General features: G+C 65.7%; 13 protein-coding genes. 1 reads left to right on the top strand and 12 read right to left on the bottom strand.

Features of this window, described 5'->3' with window-relative positions; translation table 11 throughout:
* Positions 1-2: 2 nt before the first annotated feature.
* The 3 genes from MWU77_RS16495 to MWU77_RS16485 all read right to left on the bottom strand — a co-directional run bounded on the left by MWU77_RS16495 (position 3) and on the right by MWU77_RS16485 (position 1,440).
* Positions 3-473 carry a DUF5130 family protein gene (locus MWU77_RS16495; protein ID WP_169688563.1) on the bottom strand — a complete coding sequence of 157 codons (471 nt, stop codon included), beginning with the start codon at positions 471-473 and terminating at the stop codon, positions 3-5.
* Positions 460-726, bottom strand: a complete 267-nt coding sequence (locus tag MWU77_RS16490) for a hypothetical protein (protein WP_169688562.1) — start codon at positions 724-726, stop codon at positions 460-462. The genes MWU77_RS16495 and MWU77_RS16490 overlap by 14 nt, the downstream gene beginning before the upstream one ends.
* 87 nt (positions 727-813) lie before the next feature.
* Positions 814-1,440: an HNH endonuclease gene (locus tag MWU77_RS16485; protein ID WP_169688561.1), complete on the bottom strand. Its 627-nt coding sequence runs from the start codon at positions 1,438-1,440 to the stop codon at positions 814-816.
* Positions 1,441-1,629: 189 nt separating this feature from the next.
* Here MWU77_RS16485 and MWU77_RS16480 point away from each other — a divergent pair, with 189 nt between their 5' ends.
* Entirely contained in the window at positions 1,630-2,022 is a 393-nt protein-coding gene (locus MWU77_RS16480; RefSeq protein ID WP_169688560.1) for a globin, read from the top strand.
* A 28-nt stretch (positions 2,023-2,050) separates the two neighbouring features.
* Here the strand turns inward: MWU77_RS16480 and MWU77_RS16475 are convergent, their stop codons facing one another.
* The 9 genes from MWU77_RS16475 to MWU77_RS16435 all read right to left on the bottom strand — a co-directional run bounded on the left by MWU77_RS16475 (position 2,051) and on the right by MWU77_RS16435 (position 15,606).
* Entirely contained in the window at positions 2,051-2,746 is a 696-nt protein-coding gene (locus tag MWU77_RS16475; protein WP_247274260.1) for a hypothetical protein, read from the bottom strand.
* Positions 2,739-3,173: a thioesterase family protein gene (locus MWU77_RS16470; protein ID WP_247274259.1), complete on the bottom strand. Its 435-nt coding sequence runs from the start codon at positions 3,171-3,173 to the stop codon at positions 2,739-2,741. The genes MWU77_RS16475 and MWU77_RS16470 overlap by 8 nt, the downstream gene beginning before the upstream one ends.
* 4 nt (positions 3,174-3,177) lie before the next feature.
* Positions 3,178-7,968, bottom strand: coding sequence for an NAD-glutamate dehydrogenase (locus MWU77_RS16465; RefSeq protein WP_247274258.1), 4,791 nt, complete (start codon positions 7,966-7,968; stop codon positions 3,178-3,180).
* 125 nt (positions 7,969-8,093) lie between these two features.
* The gene (locus tag MWU77_RS16460) at positions 8,094-8,525 is read right to left on the bottom strand and encodes a thioesterase family protein (protein WP_247274257.1); all 432 of its coding nucleotides are present in this window, start codon (positions 8,523-8,525) and stop codon (positions 8,094-8,096) included.
* Positions 8,518-10,191: an energy-dependent translational throttle protein EttA gene (ettA, locus tag MWU77_RS16455; RefSeq protein WP_169688557.1), complete on the bottom strand. Its 1,674-nt coding sequence runs from the start codon at positions 10,189-10,191 to the stop codon at positions 8,518-8,520. Before ettA ends, MWU77_RS16460 begins: the two co-directional genes overlap by 8 nt.
* A 129-nt stretch (positions 10,192-10,320) precedes the next feature.
* Positions 10,321-11,415, bottom strand: coding sequence for a lipase family protein (locus MWU77_RS16450; RefSeq protein WP_169688890.1), 1,095 nt, complete (start codon positions 11,413-11,415; stop codon positions 10,321-10,323).
* Positions 11,416-11,537: 122 nt separating this feature from the next.
* Positions 11,538-13,571, bottom strand: coding sequence for a cytochrome c oxidase assembly protein (locus MWU77_RS16445; RefSeq protein WP_247274256.1), 2,034 nt, complete (start codon positions 13,569-13,571; stop codon positions 11,538-11,540).
* A gap of 71 nt (positions 13,572-13,642) precedes the next feature.
* Positions 13,643-14,323 (bottom strand): response regulator transcription factor, encoded by a 681-nt coding sequence (locus MWU77_RS16440; protein WP_247274255.1) that lies wholly within the window; start codon positions 14,321-14,323, stop codon positions 13,643-13,645.
* A complete protein-coding gene (locus tag MWU77_RS16435) occupies positions 14,320-15,606 on the bottom strand; it encodes a sensor histidine kinase (protein WP_247274254.1) in 1,287 nt (428 codons plus the stop codon). The genes MWU77_RS16440 and MWU77_RS16435 overlap by 4 nt, the downstream gene beginning before the upstream one ends.
* Between the last annotated feature and the right edge of the window lie 39 nt (positions 15,607-15,645).

The raw sequence follows: 15,645 nt of genomic DNA, 5'->3' as shown, positions 1-15,645 counted from the left end.
TCCTACGGGGCGATGATCGCGTTGGCGATCACGCGAACGGCGCTGATGATGCCGTCGATGAGCTGTCCCTGACCGAACGGCCCGACCGCTGCGGTTACGCCGAGCTGAGCGATCCGGTCGGTGACCTGAGCGGCATCGCGTCCGCTACGGACCTCGACAGCCTTCTGATTCGGGTACACCGCGATGAGCACCGAGTTCTCGGCTTCGGGCGTCGACGGGAAGATCGTGTCGGTCGCCGCAGCCGGGTCCGAGGCATCGGCAACGTATACGTTGAAGCGCACACCGGTGGCGCGGATCGCAGACGTGAGCGTGTCGTCGAGAGCGACCATCTCGTCGTCCGCGAACGGCGGGCCTGCGAACTCGATGCCGTCGGCACGAGCTTCGGAGATTCGGCCGCTCGAGGTCAGAGCCGCAGCGTGCGGCAGCGGCGCGTCGCTGCGCGCCGGGGCATGAATCACGTCACCACTTGCCACTTGCGGTACCTCCGATCAGCTCTGCCGGTGCACCGGCCACGTGTCCGTGATGCGCGTGACGACCGTGCTCGGTCACCTCGTCGGCGGCGGTCCACAGCAGTGCACTGTGGTTCCATTCGTCGCCGAGCTTGTAGGGGTGGTCGGACGCGGCCGGGCCGGGCTTGCGAGGCGCGGTCCAGGAGATAGCCCCGAAGACCAGAACGATCAGCAGCGGGATGCCGACGAATATCAGCGTTGTCTCGAGAATGCTCACACGGAGAAGGTATCCCAGGTGGCTGCGAAAGACCTCACATGCCCCGGATTTGGTCCCGACGAGAGCGCAATTGCCAGGACTCGCCGGTCAGGCGGCACCCTCGCCCAGGTATGGAAGCCAGGTCGGATGCAGGTCCTGCAGCGTGGCCAGCAGTCGCCAGTGCCTGCCTTTCGGCGGAACCAGCGACGCACGCAACGTCCATCCGAGTTCGCTGAGTAGTTTGTCGGCCTTCTTGTGGTTGCAGGGCGCACAGCATGCCACGCAGTTCTCCCAGGCGTGCGCACCACCGCGACTGCGGGGAACGACATGATCGATGGTCTCGGCCTTGGATCCGCAGTACGCGCAGCGATTGCCGTCGCGGTGCATGAGAGCGGCCCGGGTCATAGGTACCCGAGCGTGATAGGGAACCCGGACGTAGGTGCGCAACCGGATCACCGACGGCAACTGCACCGACCATTCGGCCGATCGGACCATCGGTGCAAGCGGGTCGTCGTGCACGGTGTCGGCCTTACCGCCGGCCATGAGAACAACAGCGCGTCGTGCGGGCAGTGCGGTGAGCGGCTCGTAGGTGGCATTGAGCAGCAACACCCGAAGTTTCACCCAATCGGGAAGACCGACGTCATCGCGTACCACGCGCAAGGTGGTGGCCCCCGGCGCCCCGATCGGGACGTCCGCGGGCGGGAGTTGTCGATGTGCTGTGCTGCCGTGCTTCATACGACCTCCGGAAGACTGGAAACAGTGCACCACGGATACCTCCGAATCGCACCTGATTTCCGCGGACGAATCAAGAACTGTCCGATGAACATCCTGTGTCATGGATACGGCGAGGTACGCGACCCCGTACGGGCGCGCTCGTGCCCGTACGGGCACAATGGCCGGTGAGAGGGAGGTAAGCAGAAGACGATGACCGACCAGCAGACCTTCTACGACGAAATCGGCGGCGCCGACACGTTCCGCAGGATCGTCGCGCGCTTCTACGAAGAGGTGGCTAAGGACGAGATCGTCCGGCCCCTCTACCCCGAGGAGGATCTCGGCCCGGCGGAGCGCCGCATGCGGATGTTCCTCGAACAGTACTGGGGTGGTCCACGCACTTATTCGGACGAGCGCGGTCACCCGCGACTGCGGATGCGCCATCATCCGTTCAAGATCGGCCCCCTCGAGCGCGACGCCTGGTTGCGATGCATGCACACCGCGATCGCATCGATCGACGATCGGACACTCGACTCCGCGCATCGTCGTCAACTTGTCGACTACATCGATATGGCGGCGGATTCATTGATGAACTCGCCGGTGTGATCGGTCCAGGTCTCGATCCGGACGTTCGTCAGAGAACGGTCAGACCGAGACCTCCACTTCTGCGCAGGTAGACGGATCCGTATCGGGCGTCGAGGCGGATCCAGGTGTTCGACGCCCGCACCCGTACGACCTCGTCGGCGGCAATGTCGTCAGCGGCCATCGAGTCACGGCCGGTGGTGGGCACGAACCCCATCGCACCGAGCGCGAACACCATCCGCATGGGCACGCCGACGACGGTCTCGCCGCCGCTGACCTCGAGCACCTCCTGTGCGAGCAGCGACGCGGGCGGCCCCTGCGCTCCCGCGTCGCGTGTCAGTGCGACGCCTTGCTGGGCCAGTTCGACGAGAACCCTGGCCGGAACATCATCGACGTGTGCAAATCCCTCGTCCGGCGGCAGCGCCCCGCGCCATGCCGAGTCCATCGCCCATCCCGGATCGATCGCCTTCGCAGTTCCCAGCGACTCGGTGAGCGCGGTGCGCAGCGAATCGGCGGCGACGCAGAGGTCTGCGGGGTGGACGGTTCCTCGCACGATCCGAGCCGCGAGCACATCGAATCCCGTCATGATCCACGCGCTGAGCACGTCATCACCGCGACGCCGCAGCCTCACGACCGCGGCCTCGTCGAGACGCAGTGCGCGGGTGAGGAAGGCGGCGAGATCGGTGCGGTCGCTCTCTCCGGCCAGTGCGACCGCCCGCTCCCCGAAACTCGGCGTGAGGTCAGTCACGCTGCCACCGCAGCAGGTAGGCGCGTTCCTCGTCGGTGAGCCGACGGAGTTTCTGCGCGTCGATGTCGAATGCGGCGATCTGGGTGGACGCGACGATCGAGGGTGCCGCGTCGGCGGGCGCACCTCCGGGCCGAACCTCGTAACCGATCGTGAAGTCGACGGCGCGCACCTTTTCGGTCCACATCATGACGTCGAGGGGGCCGTCGTCGTGTCGCAGCTGTCTGCGATAGCGGACGTGGAGGTCGGCGATCACGGCGCCCTCGCGGAGACTCTGGGTGGGTCGCCCGTCGGCGAAGAGCCACGGTATGCGGGCTTCTTCGAGCAGAGTCACCATCCGCGCGTGGTTGATGTGCTGGAAGACGTCCATGTCGGACCATCGCACGGTCACTTCCGTATGGAATCCGAACTGCTGGCGCGCATCACTCACGCGTCTACCTCCGATCGGGTGCGCCAGTGCGCACCATGCTCCTGATCTGCCGTGCGGCCACTGACAGGGTGGCCAAGTCCAGACTCCCAGATGCGAAGATCTCGTCGAGTGCCGACCTCGCGCGCACGAGCCGCGAGCCGTTCGACATCTCCCAGTCCTCGATCATCTCCGGGCAGGTCTCCCCCAGCTCCGCCCCGGTGAGGACATCGAGGACGAGCGTGCGCAACGATCCGTACAGTTCGTCGCGCAGTGCGAGTCGTGCAAGGGAATGCCACCGGTCGCCGCGTTCGAGTTCCGTGACCGCGGACAGCAGCCGGTCGATGCCGAGGTGCGCATCCATCGCGTAGTACAGCTCCGCGACCTCGTCCTCCTTCCGTTCGACGATGTCCGCGATGTCGATGACGTCGAGAATCGGGAACTGATCGAGTAGGCGGTACACCATCGCGACCAGTTCCGGAGGCGCCTCGTGCGACAGGATGTGCCGCGTCCGTTCCTCCAGATCCAGTACGTGGTGACCGCGCATCCACCCCCCCACCAGCGGAGCAAGATTCGCGAACAACTGCCGGTAACGGCTGATCTCCGCGCCCACGGCCAGTGGCTGGGGCCGATTCGACAAGAGCCACCGCGACGCACGGTCGAGGACACGACGGGATTCGAGCAGCAACTCGTCCGCGAGGTCGGTGGGCAGGTCGGCCGCGCGGATCCGGTCCCAGATCCCGCGCAGGCCGAAGATCTCGGTGACCGCGGCGAACGCTCGGACGGCGTCGGTACGCGAGGCCCCTGTCTCCTCGCAGAGGCGGAAGACGAAGGACACACCGCCGTTGTCGACAGTGTCGTTGGCGAGAATCGTCGCGACGATCTGTCTGCGGAGTGGATGTGCCTTGATACCCGTACGGAACTTCGTGCGGAGTGCGGGCGGAAAGTAGGCGGGTAACCGGGTCGCGAATGTGTCGCTGTCGGGCAGGTCGGTGTCGAGCAGGTCATCGACGAGGGCGAGCTTGACGTGGGCGAGCAGTTGCGAGAGTTCCGGCGAGCTCAGTCCTTCTCCGTCGCCGTGACGCTGTTCGATCTCGGTGTCGTCCGGGAGTGCGTCGAGGACACGGTCGACTCGCCTCTCTTTCTCCAGTTCGGCGATGAGCCGTTGGTGGACGCCGAGCAACGCGGGTGCCGATGCTCGTTCCAGGCCGAGGACACCGTTCTGGCCGATGTTGTCCGCGAGCACGAGTTCGGCGACATCGTCTGTCATCGAGGCGAGCAGTGGGTTGCGTTCCGCGAGGTCGAGGTCGTCGGAGGTGACCATCGAGTCGAGCAGGATCTTGATGTTGACCTCGTGGTCGGAGCAGTCGACACCGGCGGAGTTGTCGATGGCATCGGTGTTGATCTTCCCGCCGTTGCGCGCGTACTCGATCCGCCCGAGCTGGGTGACCCCGAGGTTTCCTCCCTCTCCGATCACCCGGACACGCAGATCCGCGCCGTCCACGCGAACCGTGTCGTTGCCCTTGTCACCGACGTCGGCGTGCGATTCGGTTCGCGCCTTGACGTAGGTACCGATACCCCCGTTCCACAACAGATCGACGGGTGAACGCAGGATCGCGCGGATCAGTTCGGAGGGGGTGAGTTCAGTGACGTGACCGGGCAACCCCAGCGCCGCGCGACCCTGTTCGCTGATCGGAATCGATTTGCGGGTGCGCTCCCACACTCCCCCTCCGGTTCCGATCAGGGCCGGGTTGTAATCCGCCCAGGACGAGCGCGGCATCTCGAAAAGCCTGCTGCGTTCCGCGAACGAGGGTTCCGCCCGAGGGTTCGGGTCGAGGAAGATGTGGCGATGATCGAACGCGGCGACCAACCGGATGTGTTTGCTGAGCAGCATCCCGTTGCCGAACACATCGCCGCTCATGTCGCCGACTCCGACCGCGGTGAAGTCCTGGCTCTGGGTGTCCACTCCGAGTTCACGGAAGTGCCGCTTGACGCTCTCCCATGCACCGCGCGCGGTGATCCCCATCTCCTTGTGGTCGTACCCGGCCGACCCTCCCGATGCGAATGCATCACCGAGCCAGTACCCGTATTCGGCGGCAACCGAGTTGGCGAGATCCGAGAAGGTCGCGGTGCCCTTGTCCGCAGCAACCACCAGATAGGTGTCGTCGTCGTCGTGTCGCACCACTCGCCGCGGCGGAGCCGCGGTGCCACTCGTGCGGTCGAGGTTGTCGGTGAGGTCGAGCAGGGCGGCGATGAATCGCCGGTAACAGGCTTCGCCGGAAGCGCGTGCTGCCTGCCGGTCCGTGGTCGCATCGCCGGTGGGTGCCGGTGGACGCTTGACGACGAACCCGCCTTTCGCTCCGACCGGGACGATCACCGCGTTCTTCACCGCCTGCGCCTTCACCAGGCCGAGGATCTCGGTGCGAAAATCTTCGTGGCGATCCGACCAGCGGAGGCCGCCGCGCGCGACGGCGCCGAAGCGCATGTGCACACCCTCGACATCCGGTGAGTACACGAATACCTCGAACTTCGGCCGCGGCTCCGGGAGCTCCGAGATGCCGCTGGGGTCGAACTTGAACGCCAGGGTCCGGCCGCGCGCCTCGTCGTCAATCTCCGGCACGAAGAAGTTGGTTCGCAAAGTGGATCGGATCAACGACAGCACCGCCCGCAGGATGCGATCGGCCACGAGTGCGGTGACCGCGTCGATCTTCTCGAGCAGTTCATCGGTGATGGCCTGCTCGCGTACCTCGGATGCGTGATCGGGATCGAAGCGGGCAGCGAACAGTTCTACGAGTAGCGCCGTCGTATCGGGTGTGCCGAGCAGGACACCTTCGATGTTGTATTGGCTGTACGGAAACCCCGTCTGCCGAAGGAATTTCGCGTACGCGCGGAGCATCGTGACCTGCCGCCAGGTGAGACCGGCGCGAAGTACGAGTTCGTTGAAACGGTCCGTCTCGGCGTGGCCACGCCACACCGCAGCGAACATATCGGTGATCCGGGCGGCGAGTGTGTGGTCGGTGTCGAACAGGCCGGGATCGACATCGCCCGGAAGGTGCAGGCCGAAGTCGTAGATCCAGCAGTCGACGCCATCGGATCGCGGCAACAAGTAGGGCCGCTCGTCGACGACTTCCACACCGAGGCTTTGCAACACCGGGAGCACACGGCCGAGCGTCACCGGTTCCGCTCCGACGTACAGGGTGAAACGCCAGCTGCGGTGGTCGTCGGTGTCGGAGCGGTAGACGAAGGTGTCGAAGTCGCCGGGACCGAGCGCTTCGAGGCGCATCAGGTCGGCGAGTGCGCGTTCGGAACTGAAGTCCTCTTTGTATGCCTCGGGAGCGGCATCGACGTACCGCTGGACCAGTGCGGGGTCCACCATCGGACGGGACCCTGCGACCTCCGTGATCCGATCTTCCCAGCTGCGACTGGCCTCCGCGAGGAGTGACTGTATTCGTTGCCTGTTGCTCTCGGAGGTGTCGACCTGAGGACGTACATGCTCGGGGAACCGGACGGTCACGTGTAACAGCGCCAAGTCGCCTTCGGACACCCGCGCGGTGTAATCGAGAGTGCCACCGCCGAATTCGTGGAGCAGTACGTTCTGCATCCGGACCCGGACCTTCGTCGTGTATCGATCGCGGGGAAGGTACACCAGGCACGATACATATCGTCCGTACGTGTCCACCCGAACGAAGAGCCGCACCTGTCGGCGGATCTCCACGACGGAGGTCACCGTCTCGTAGAGGGTGTCCGGGTCCATGGACAGCAACTCTGCACGCGGCAGGGTCTGCATGATCTCGAGCATCGACTGCCCGCCGTACGACGACAACTCGACACCTGCGCGTGCGATCACGCCGCGTGCACGCCGTCGGAGCAGCGGGATATCGAGGATGTTCTCGTGCATCGCCGTCACAGTGAGGATGCCGAGGAAGCGGTGCTCGCCGACGGTTCGGCCCTCGTCATCGAGGATCCCGACTCCGACGAAGTACGGATACACCGAGCGGTGCACAGTCGCCGGACGAGCACCTTGAGTGAGCACCAGCAGTGGCCGACGGTCCGGATTCACCTCGGAGGGCAGGTCGATCGGGTCGTCCGTGTCGGAGAGTGTGCGCAGCACACCGAGGCCGCTGTCCGGGACAGCGCGGGAACGGCACACGCCGGAAGTGTCGGGTTCGTCGAATTCGTAGCAGCGATACCCGAGCATCGCGTAGTTCCCGCGAGCGAGCCATCGCAGCAACTCCGCTGTTTCGGTGAGGTCGTCCGCGGACTGGGTCGCCGGCGGGTCTGCAACGAGTACGTCGAGTTCCTCGGCGAGCCGGTTCTGCACGGTACTCATGGCGTCGCTGTCGATGACGACCTGTCGCACATCGTCGAGTACACCGTCGATCTCGCCTTCGATTCCGGCGAGGACGTCCGGCGGTGTGGACGGTTGCAGCTGGATATGAATCCACGATTCGGCGGGCGCGTCGCTCTGCAGCGCACCATCCGGTGTCATTGCGAGAAGCGCCCCGTCCGAGTCGCGGTCCACCGCGAAGACCGGGTGGACGAGCGCGACAATGGTCGCGCCGAGACGCGAGAGCAATGCAGTGGTGGACTCCACGAGCAGCGGCATGTCGTCGGTGACGATCTGGACTGCTGCACCGGCCGCCTCGTCCGCCCGGTACACGCGCGTCGCGGTCGCGCCCGCAGGACGGTCGAGTCCGAGAGCCAGATGCGCCGCTACAGCAGCCTCGAGGTCGCCTATACCGTCAGGGGACTGCAGATACGCGCGCTTCAGAACTCGCACCGTCGACGAAAGATCTCGCGAATCCGCAGATTCCGACATCAACATCACTCCCCTCGCTTGCCGCCGAAACCACAGACGCCGCGGACGGGCCCGTTGTCGAGCCTATCCGCGGCGTCCGATGCCAGGAGGTGAAAGCGCGCGCAGTCACCGATCCGATCCTGTGGTCAGCTCGTCGCGACAACCCGATGCCGGGCGAGGACCTCGCGTTCACCGTCGGTGATGGGTCGCGGACGCTCGGTCGCCACGTCGAACCCGACCAGGACCGCGTCGCCGCGAGCACACACGCCACCGTCGCGGTCGAGCACCGTATGCCTGAGTGTGTAGGAGGTGTTTCCCACATGCAGGGCGACGATCTCGATCGTGAGCGGGCCCGACTCGTCCTTGATGGGTCTCAGGAACTCAACGTCCATTTTCCTCACGGCGATCGCGCCCCGCCTCAGCTCACCGGACTGCAGGAACTTGATCCGCCCTTCCTGCATGTACTCGCCGACCTTGGTGTTGTTGACATGTCCGAGCCGGTCCGAATCCGCCCAACGGACCTCGATCTGCGCCCGGTAGGGCTCGACCGAGTCGCCGGGCACGGACCGCTCAGTCACGCGTCAGCTTCCGGTGGGTGACCCGGTGCGGACGTGCCGCCTCGGCACCGAGACGCTCGACCTTGTTCGCCTCGTACGCTTCGAAGTTTCCTTCGAACCAGAACCATTTGCCCTCTTCGACATTCCCTTCCCACGCCAGGATGTGGGTACAGGTGCGGTCGAGGAACCAACGGTCGTGGGAGATCACGACAGCACAACCCGGGAACTGCTGGAGCGCGTTCTCGAGCGAACTGAGGGTCTCGACGTCGAGGTCGTTGGTCGGCTCGTCGAGCAGGATCAGGTTGCCACCCTCTTTGAGGGTCAACGCCAGGTTCAGGCGGTTGCGCTCACCACCGGAGAGCACCTCGGCTTTCTTCTGCTGGTCCGGCCCCTTGAACCCGAAGGCGGAGACGTACGCGCGGGACGGCATCTCGTTCTGGCCGACCTCGATGAAGTCGAGTCCGTCGGAGACCACCTCGAACACGGTCTTCTTCGGGTCGATGTTCGCGCGGGACTGGTCGACGTAGCTGAGTTTGACCGTCTCACCGACCTTGACGGTGCCGCTGTCGGGCTCTTCGAGACCGACGATGGTCTTGAACAGCGTGGTCTTACCGACACCGTTGGGACCGATGACGCCGACGATGCCGTTACGCGGGAGCGTGAACGACAGGTCCTTGATCAGGACGCGGCCGTCGAAGCCCTTGTCCAGGTGCTCGACCTCGACGACGACGTTGCCCAGACGCGGAGGCGTCGGGATCTGAATCTCCTCGAAGTCGAGCTTGCGATGCTTCTCGGCTTCGGTCGCCATCTCCTCGTAACGAGCGAGACGCGCCTTGTTCTTCGTCTGCCTTGCCTTCGCACCGGAGCGGACCCACTCGAGCTCCTCCTTGAGGCGCTTCTGCAGCTTCTGGTCCTTCTTTCCCTGGACCTCGAGGCGCTCGGCCTTCTTCTCGAGGTAGGTCGAGTAGTTGCCCTCGTAGGGGTGCAGCTTGCCGCGGTCGACCTCACAGATCCACTGGGCGACGTGGTCGAGGAAGTACCGGTCGTGAGTCACGGCCAGGACTGCGCCGGGGTACGTCGCGAGGAACTGCTCGAGCCACAGCACCGACTCGGCGTCGAGGTGGTTGGTGGGCTCGTCGAGGAGCAGCAGGTCGGGCTTGCTCAGCAGCAGCTTGCACAGCGCGACACGGCGGCGCTCACCACCGGAAAGGTGGGTGACAGGCTCGTCCGGCGGCGGGCAGCGCAGCGCATCCATGGCCTGTTCGAGCTGCGAGTCGATGTCCCATGCGTTGGCGTGGTCGAGCTCCTCCTGCAGCTTGCCCATCTCGTCCATGAGCTCGTCCGAGTAGTCGGTGGCCATGAGCTCGGCGATCTCGTTGAACCGGTCGAGCTTGACCTTGATCTCGCCGAGGCCCTCCTCGACGTTCTGCTTGACCGTCTTCTCCTCGTTGAGCGGGGGCTCCTGCAGCAGGATGCCGACGGTCGCCTCCGGATCGAGGAATGCCTCGCCGTTGCTGGGCTGGTCCAGACCCGCCATGATCTTGAGGATCGACGACTTACCCGCGCCGTTGGGCCCGACGACACCGATCTTCGCGCCCGGGTAGAAGCTCATGGTGACGTCATCGAGAATCACCTTGTCACCGTGCGCCTTGCGCACCTTCTTCATCGTGTATATGAACTCCGCCATGACGACCAGCGTATCCGCCCCGCGCGCAGATCCCATATCCTGCGGCTCTGACGTCGCACCGCCATGGCCGAAGGTGACATTCATACAGTTCAACGCACCCGAGGTGACATCGGGCCACGAAGCCTGGGGTCAGGGTGCGGAGAACAGGTCCGCGACGAAAGGTGTGGTGTCGGGCAGCGACGCAGCCATCGTCTCCGAATGCCCCGTCGGGTAGGTCCGGAACAGCGGTGCTGCACCCCCGGCGGTCAGGTCGGCGGCGAGCTTGAACGACAACGGAGCCGGCACCATCGTGTCGCGTAGCCCCTGGGCGAGGAACATCGGCCGGTCGAATCCCGTGACGGGAACTCCGAGGTAGTCGGTGAACGCGGAACGGAAGCGGTCGTCGGAGAGCGGTCTCGTCAGCAGGTCGCCGATGTCCACGCCAGCGTAGCGCTCGGTCAACTCGTCATAGCAGAGGTCCTCGGCCGCGGCGAGCACCTCACGGCCGGTATCGCTGAGATAGCTGTCGAGGCCCAGGCCCGGATCCGCGTCACGGAGCCCGGCGAAGATGTAGGCACTGAACGTGGTGAGGCCGTCGAGACCGAGATCGGGGAATCCGGGGAAACCGAGAGGGAAGACCAGTTCGAGATTGGACGGTGCACCGGTGGTCACCGTGCCGCGGAAGTCGAGTTCGGGCGCACGGGTGGTCGCGAGGTGCGCGGTGTGGAGCGCGGCGTGGCCACCCTGCGACTGTCCGACCACGACCCACTCGGCAGACAGGGTCGGTTCGGCTGTGCGGGCGGCGCGAACGAGGTCGACGATGCTGTTCGCGGCGCTCTGTCCGTCCAGATAACGGTGCAGCCCCTCACTGCCCAGCCCGGGGTAATCCGCTGCCACCACCGCGTAGCCCTGCCCAAGCCAGTGGTCGAGGTAAGCAGTGTCGCGGGCACTGCGCGGGTTACGCGATGGGGCGCAGGAATCCGACAGTCCGGTCGTGCCATGCGCCCACGCGAGTATCGGCCACCCACCCTCGGGTGCCTCGCCGGGCGGTAAGAACAGCACACCGGTACCGACGGTGTCCGCCCCGGAACGCCATTGCGTCCGGTAGGTGATCTTCCGGATGGTCGAGGCACCTGGCACCGACAGTTCGCCGGGCAGCGATTCGACCGAGACGACGGCGCCGGGCGCTTCCTGTGCGTGAGCCGGTGGTGCAACCATCACAGCGGCGGCAAGTAGAAGACACATCACGACGCCGGTGACGGTCGGTGCCACCCGCCAGCGCGCAGCAGGTGCGCTGATCCCATTTCGGCTCGACACACCGAGCACCTTACGTGCAACGCACGCCGGTTCGTCCGCTTCGCTGACCGCTAACTGTTCTCCCGGTCCCGCCGCGCCAGTTCGGCGAACATCGCATTGTGCGCGGCCAGATCTGCATCATCGTCGCGATCGGCGGCGCGATCCACCCGACGTGCCGTGCGTTCGTCACTCTTCGACCACTGCACCAGGAGCGCGATCATCACGAGGACGAGCGGAATTTCCCCCGCCGACCACGCGATACTGCCACCGACCTTCTGATCCGAGAACAGATCGGCGTTCCACGGCAGGGCCAGCCCGCGATAGTAGGACTCGGCCATGACCGAACCCATGCTCATCAGCGTCACGCCGAAGAACGCGTGGAACGGCAGCGACCCGAACACCATCGCCAGCTTCGTCACGGGCTGCACATCGCGCGGTGCCGGGTCGACCCCGATCACCACCCAGTAGAAGAGATAGCCGCTCAACAGGAAGTGCAGGTTCATCAGCACGTGCGCGGTGTGACTGTCGGCAAACGTGGTGAAGATCCCGCCCAGGTACAGGGCATAGAACCCGCCGACGAACATCACGGAAGCGACGAGCGGGTGGGTGAAGAAGCGTGACGGGGGGCTGTGCAGGAACTCGAGGATCCATTCGCGCGGCCCGGGAGGCGCACCGCGCCCTGCAGGTTTGAACGCACGCAACGCGAGCGTCATCGCACCACCGAGGGCAAGCAGCACCGGAGTGAGCATCGACATCGCCATGTGAGCGCCCATATGGACACTGAACATGGCCGGCGAGTACATCCCGACACCGGAACTGGTCGTCACGAGCAGGACGAAGCATCCTGCGAACCACGCGATGGACCGACCGATCGGCCACGTGTCGCCGCGCTTGCGAAGCGTCCGCAGCCCGATCGCGTAACCGGCCGCGAGCACCAGCGCTGCCGTGCCGAAGATCAGATCGAATCGCCACTCGCCGAAGAACAGGTTCATGAACGTGGGCGGTGCGTCGAGGTTGTAGCCGAGTTCCACCTCCAGTACCGAGGGTGATGCCGCCGGCGGGGGCGGCGGGGTGCGCCCGAGTCCCACCGCCAGACCGACGGTCGCGGCGAGGATGAGGGACTCGACCGCGGCGAACCGCACGAACGCGCCGCGGTTCGTCGGATCGGCTTCGAGGTCGGGAAGTGCGCGCCGTCGCTGCGCCCAGCCGAAGATTCCGAGCACGACCAGAGCCACCGTCTTCGCGACCACCAGCCGACCGTACGTGGTGGTGAACAAGTCCTCGAACGGCACGCGCACCGCCGAATTGATGACACCGCTGATCGCCATGACCACGAACGCGATCGACGCCACGAACGAGAATCTCCGGGCAGCCAGGTCGGAGTGGTCACCTCTGCGCCAGGCGTGGGCGAGCACCGCGAACAACCCGCCTGCCCACACCGACGCAGCCACAAGATGCAATACCAGGCTGTTCGTGGCCATATCGTGGGAGCCGCCGGTGGACGAGTGTCCCGTCAATGCGATCGGCATCAACGCCACGATCGAGAGCAACAGCAGATACGGAGTCCACGACCAGCGCAGTGCGAGCCGGATCAGGATCGCAGTGATCAGCGCAAGCACCGTGGTCCAAGCCCATGCGAGGGACGTCTCGACCTGACCGAGCGCCGAGAACAGGTTCTCCGGCCGGATCGCCTCGGACAGCGGCTGGCCCGAGGTGTCCGACAGTGTCAACGGAACCATCAGCGCGGCCGTGACGGCCCACACCATCGCGGATGCGCCGGCGGTCCGCACCGCGCGATACCCGCCGACGTCGAGGACCCCGTTCGCCTGCGGCGGCACGAGGAACGCGGCGAAGAACAACGATCCGATGGTCAGAACCGTTACGATCTCCGACACCGCACGCACCATCGGTAAGCCGTAGGTGGTGAGCGGACCGGGGTCGGGGATACCGAGCAGGACCAGCGCCTGCGCTGCCGACAGACCCACGACGATCGCCGCGACGATCGCCGCGACAATGCCGAAGAGAACGAACAGCGCCGAGGTGCTGCTGCGCGCAGAGGCCGGCGCGGGCTGCGGCGCCTCCCGCTCGAGATCCGGTGTTGCCATACCTACCAGGGTAAGACCCCGCCGAACCCGGCTACGACGCCCCGTCGGAGACTCGTGTCACCCGGCGATGCTCACTCACGAAGCGATTCCCCTGGGGTGACGACACCGTGGTCGAAGGCATACACGATGGCGGCGGCGCGGTCGCGGAGATCGAGTTTGACGAAGATGTGGCCGACGTGACTCTTCACCGTCACACCGGCGATACCGAGTTCCTGCGCGATCTCCGCGTTGCTGAATCCGCGCCCGATGAGCGCGAGCACATCGACCTCACGGGCGGTCAGCCCGTCGAGCCCAGGACCGACGTTCCCCGTGGGCTGCGCGGCGGTGCGATAGGTCGAGAGCACACGACCGGTCACCGTGGGGTCGAGGAAGCCGTCCCCCGCCGCGACCCTCCGCACCGCGCGGATGAGGTCCTCCGCCGGCGAATCCTTCAGAATGAATCCCTCCGCACCGGCACGCAGGGCTCCGGACAGCAGTTCGTCGTCGTCGAACGTCGTGAGCACGAGCACCGGCGGTGAGGTCTCGAGGTGTCGAAGCGCACGAGTTGCCTGGATACCGTCGACGTTCTTCATCCTGATGTCCATGACGACGACGTCGGGGTCGTGTTCGACCACGGCCGCAGGTACCTCGGCGCCGTCGCCGCACTCGGCGACGATCACGAACCCGTCCTTGCGACGGAGGATGCGTCGCAGACCGGACCGTACGAGTTCTTGGTCGTCGACGAGGAGCACCCCGATCTCCGGGGCGGTCACGTCAGCCCCGGGATGCGGCGCACGATCGGGCACGAGTCTGCCGCGATCGGGCACGAGTCTGCCGCGAGCGGAACACGAGCGTGTACGGACCACCCTCCGCCGTCCGGGCCGGCACGCAGTTGACCGCCGAGCAGCGCCGCGCGCTGCCGCATGCCGCGCAGCCCCGAGCCCACCCCACCACTCGGGGGCATCGCCGGAGCGCGGAGATCGTTGTGGATCTGCAGAGTCAGCACCTGCGCTCCGATCTCGAGCCGCACATCCGTCTTCGCTGCGGGGGCATGTTTGACGATGTTGGCCAGCGATTCCTGGCAGATGCGGAAGATTCCGTGGCCGATGGCGCCGGAGGCCACGTCCACGTCTCCCGACATCTCGAATGTCACGGGCAGACCCGCACGACGGAAGTCGTCGATCAACTCTGGGATGTCCCCGATCGTCGGTTCCGGTCTGGTACCCGAGGGTCCCGCATCGAGAAGGCCCACTGTGCGTCGGATGTCGGCCATCGCTTCGCGCCCCAATCTCTCTGCGTCGGTCAGGGCATCGACGGCCTCGTCGATGTCCCGGTCCTGCTCCAGCGCGCGACGAGCAGCCGTAAGATGCAGCAGCGTGACACTCAACGAATGCGCCACGACGTCGTGGACCTCGCGGGCGATGCGTTGGCGCTCGGAGGTCGCGGCCTGTTCGGCCTGGATCGCTCGCGAGGCGCGCTCCTGGTGTAGAAGGCGCAACTGGGTGAGAAGCAGGCGCCCGACGATCCACCCGAGCACGACGCCGCCGAGGTAGTACAGCACGCCCTCGAGATGACCGGCGAAGGCGAACGCCGAGAGCGTTGCCGCGGCCGCGGCCAACGCCCCGACGCTGATCGAGAAGGGCGTCATGGCCGCGATCTCACCGACCATCAACACGAGCACGAGTGGGGCGAAATCGAAGGCCGAGTCCGGTGGCTGCACCAGCAGCAACGAGGTCGCCGCCAGCACCACGAATCCCATGAGTAGTCGCACGAGCATCGAATCCGGTTCGATCGCGTCGCCGAGGATCGGTGCTGTCGCGGCGATCAGCCCGAACAGGAGCACCCACCCAGGCGGCACGATCCCGTCACGCTGCGCGACCGCGATACCGGCGACGACAACCAACCCGATGTGGCCGAACAGCATCACACCGACCGGATAGTCGTAGCCGCTCGATGCGATACGACGACGGAGGTACGCCATCAATTCCACACGATCAGCGTAGGCGGAGAAATCCGCTGCGGCGTCGTTCCCGGAGCGGATCCCTTCTCCACCCACGGTAGGAGAGAAAGACTCGACGGTGGCACGACGAAAGAG

Source organism: Rhodococcus sp. F64268 (assembly GCF_023015605.1).
Classification (GTDB): Bacteria; Actinomycetota; Actinomycetes; order Mycobacteriales; family Mycobacteriaceae; genus Rhodococcus.
This window is presented reverse-complemented; position numbering and strand designations above follow the sequence as displayed.

Bases quoted from the DNA above. Each gene is read 5' to 3' on its own strand.
- MWU77_RS16485 (WP_169688561.1), bottom strand. From the start codon at position 1,440: ATGAAGCACGGCAGCACAGCACATCGACAACTCCCGCCCGCGGACGTC.
- MWU77_RS16480 (WP_169688560.1), top strand. From the start codon at position 1,630: ATGACCGACCAGCAGACCTTCTACGACGAAATCGGCGGCGCCGACACG.
- MWU77_RS16465 (WP_247274258.1), bottom strand. From the start codon at position 7,968: ATGTCGGAATCTGCGGATTCGCGAGATCTTTCGTCGACGGTGCGAGTT.
- ettA (WP_169688557.1), bottom strand. From the start codon at position 10,191: ATGGCGGAGTTCATATACACGATGAAGAAGGTGCGCAAGGCGCACGGT.
- MWU77_RS16450 (WP_169688890.1), bottom strand. From the start codon at position 11,415: ATGTGTCTTCTACTTGCCGCCGCTGTGATGGTTGCACCACCGGCTCAC.
- MWU77_RS16445 (WP_247274256.1), bottom strand. From the start codon at position 13,571: ATGGCAACACCGGATCTCGAGCGGGAGGCGCCGCAGCCCGCGCCGGCC.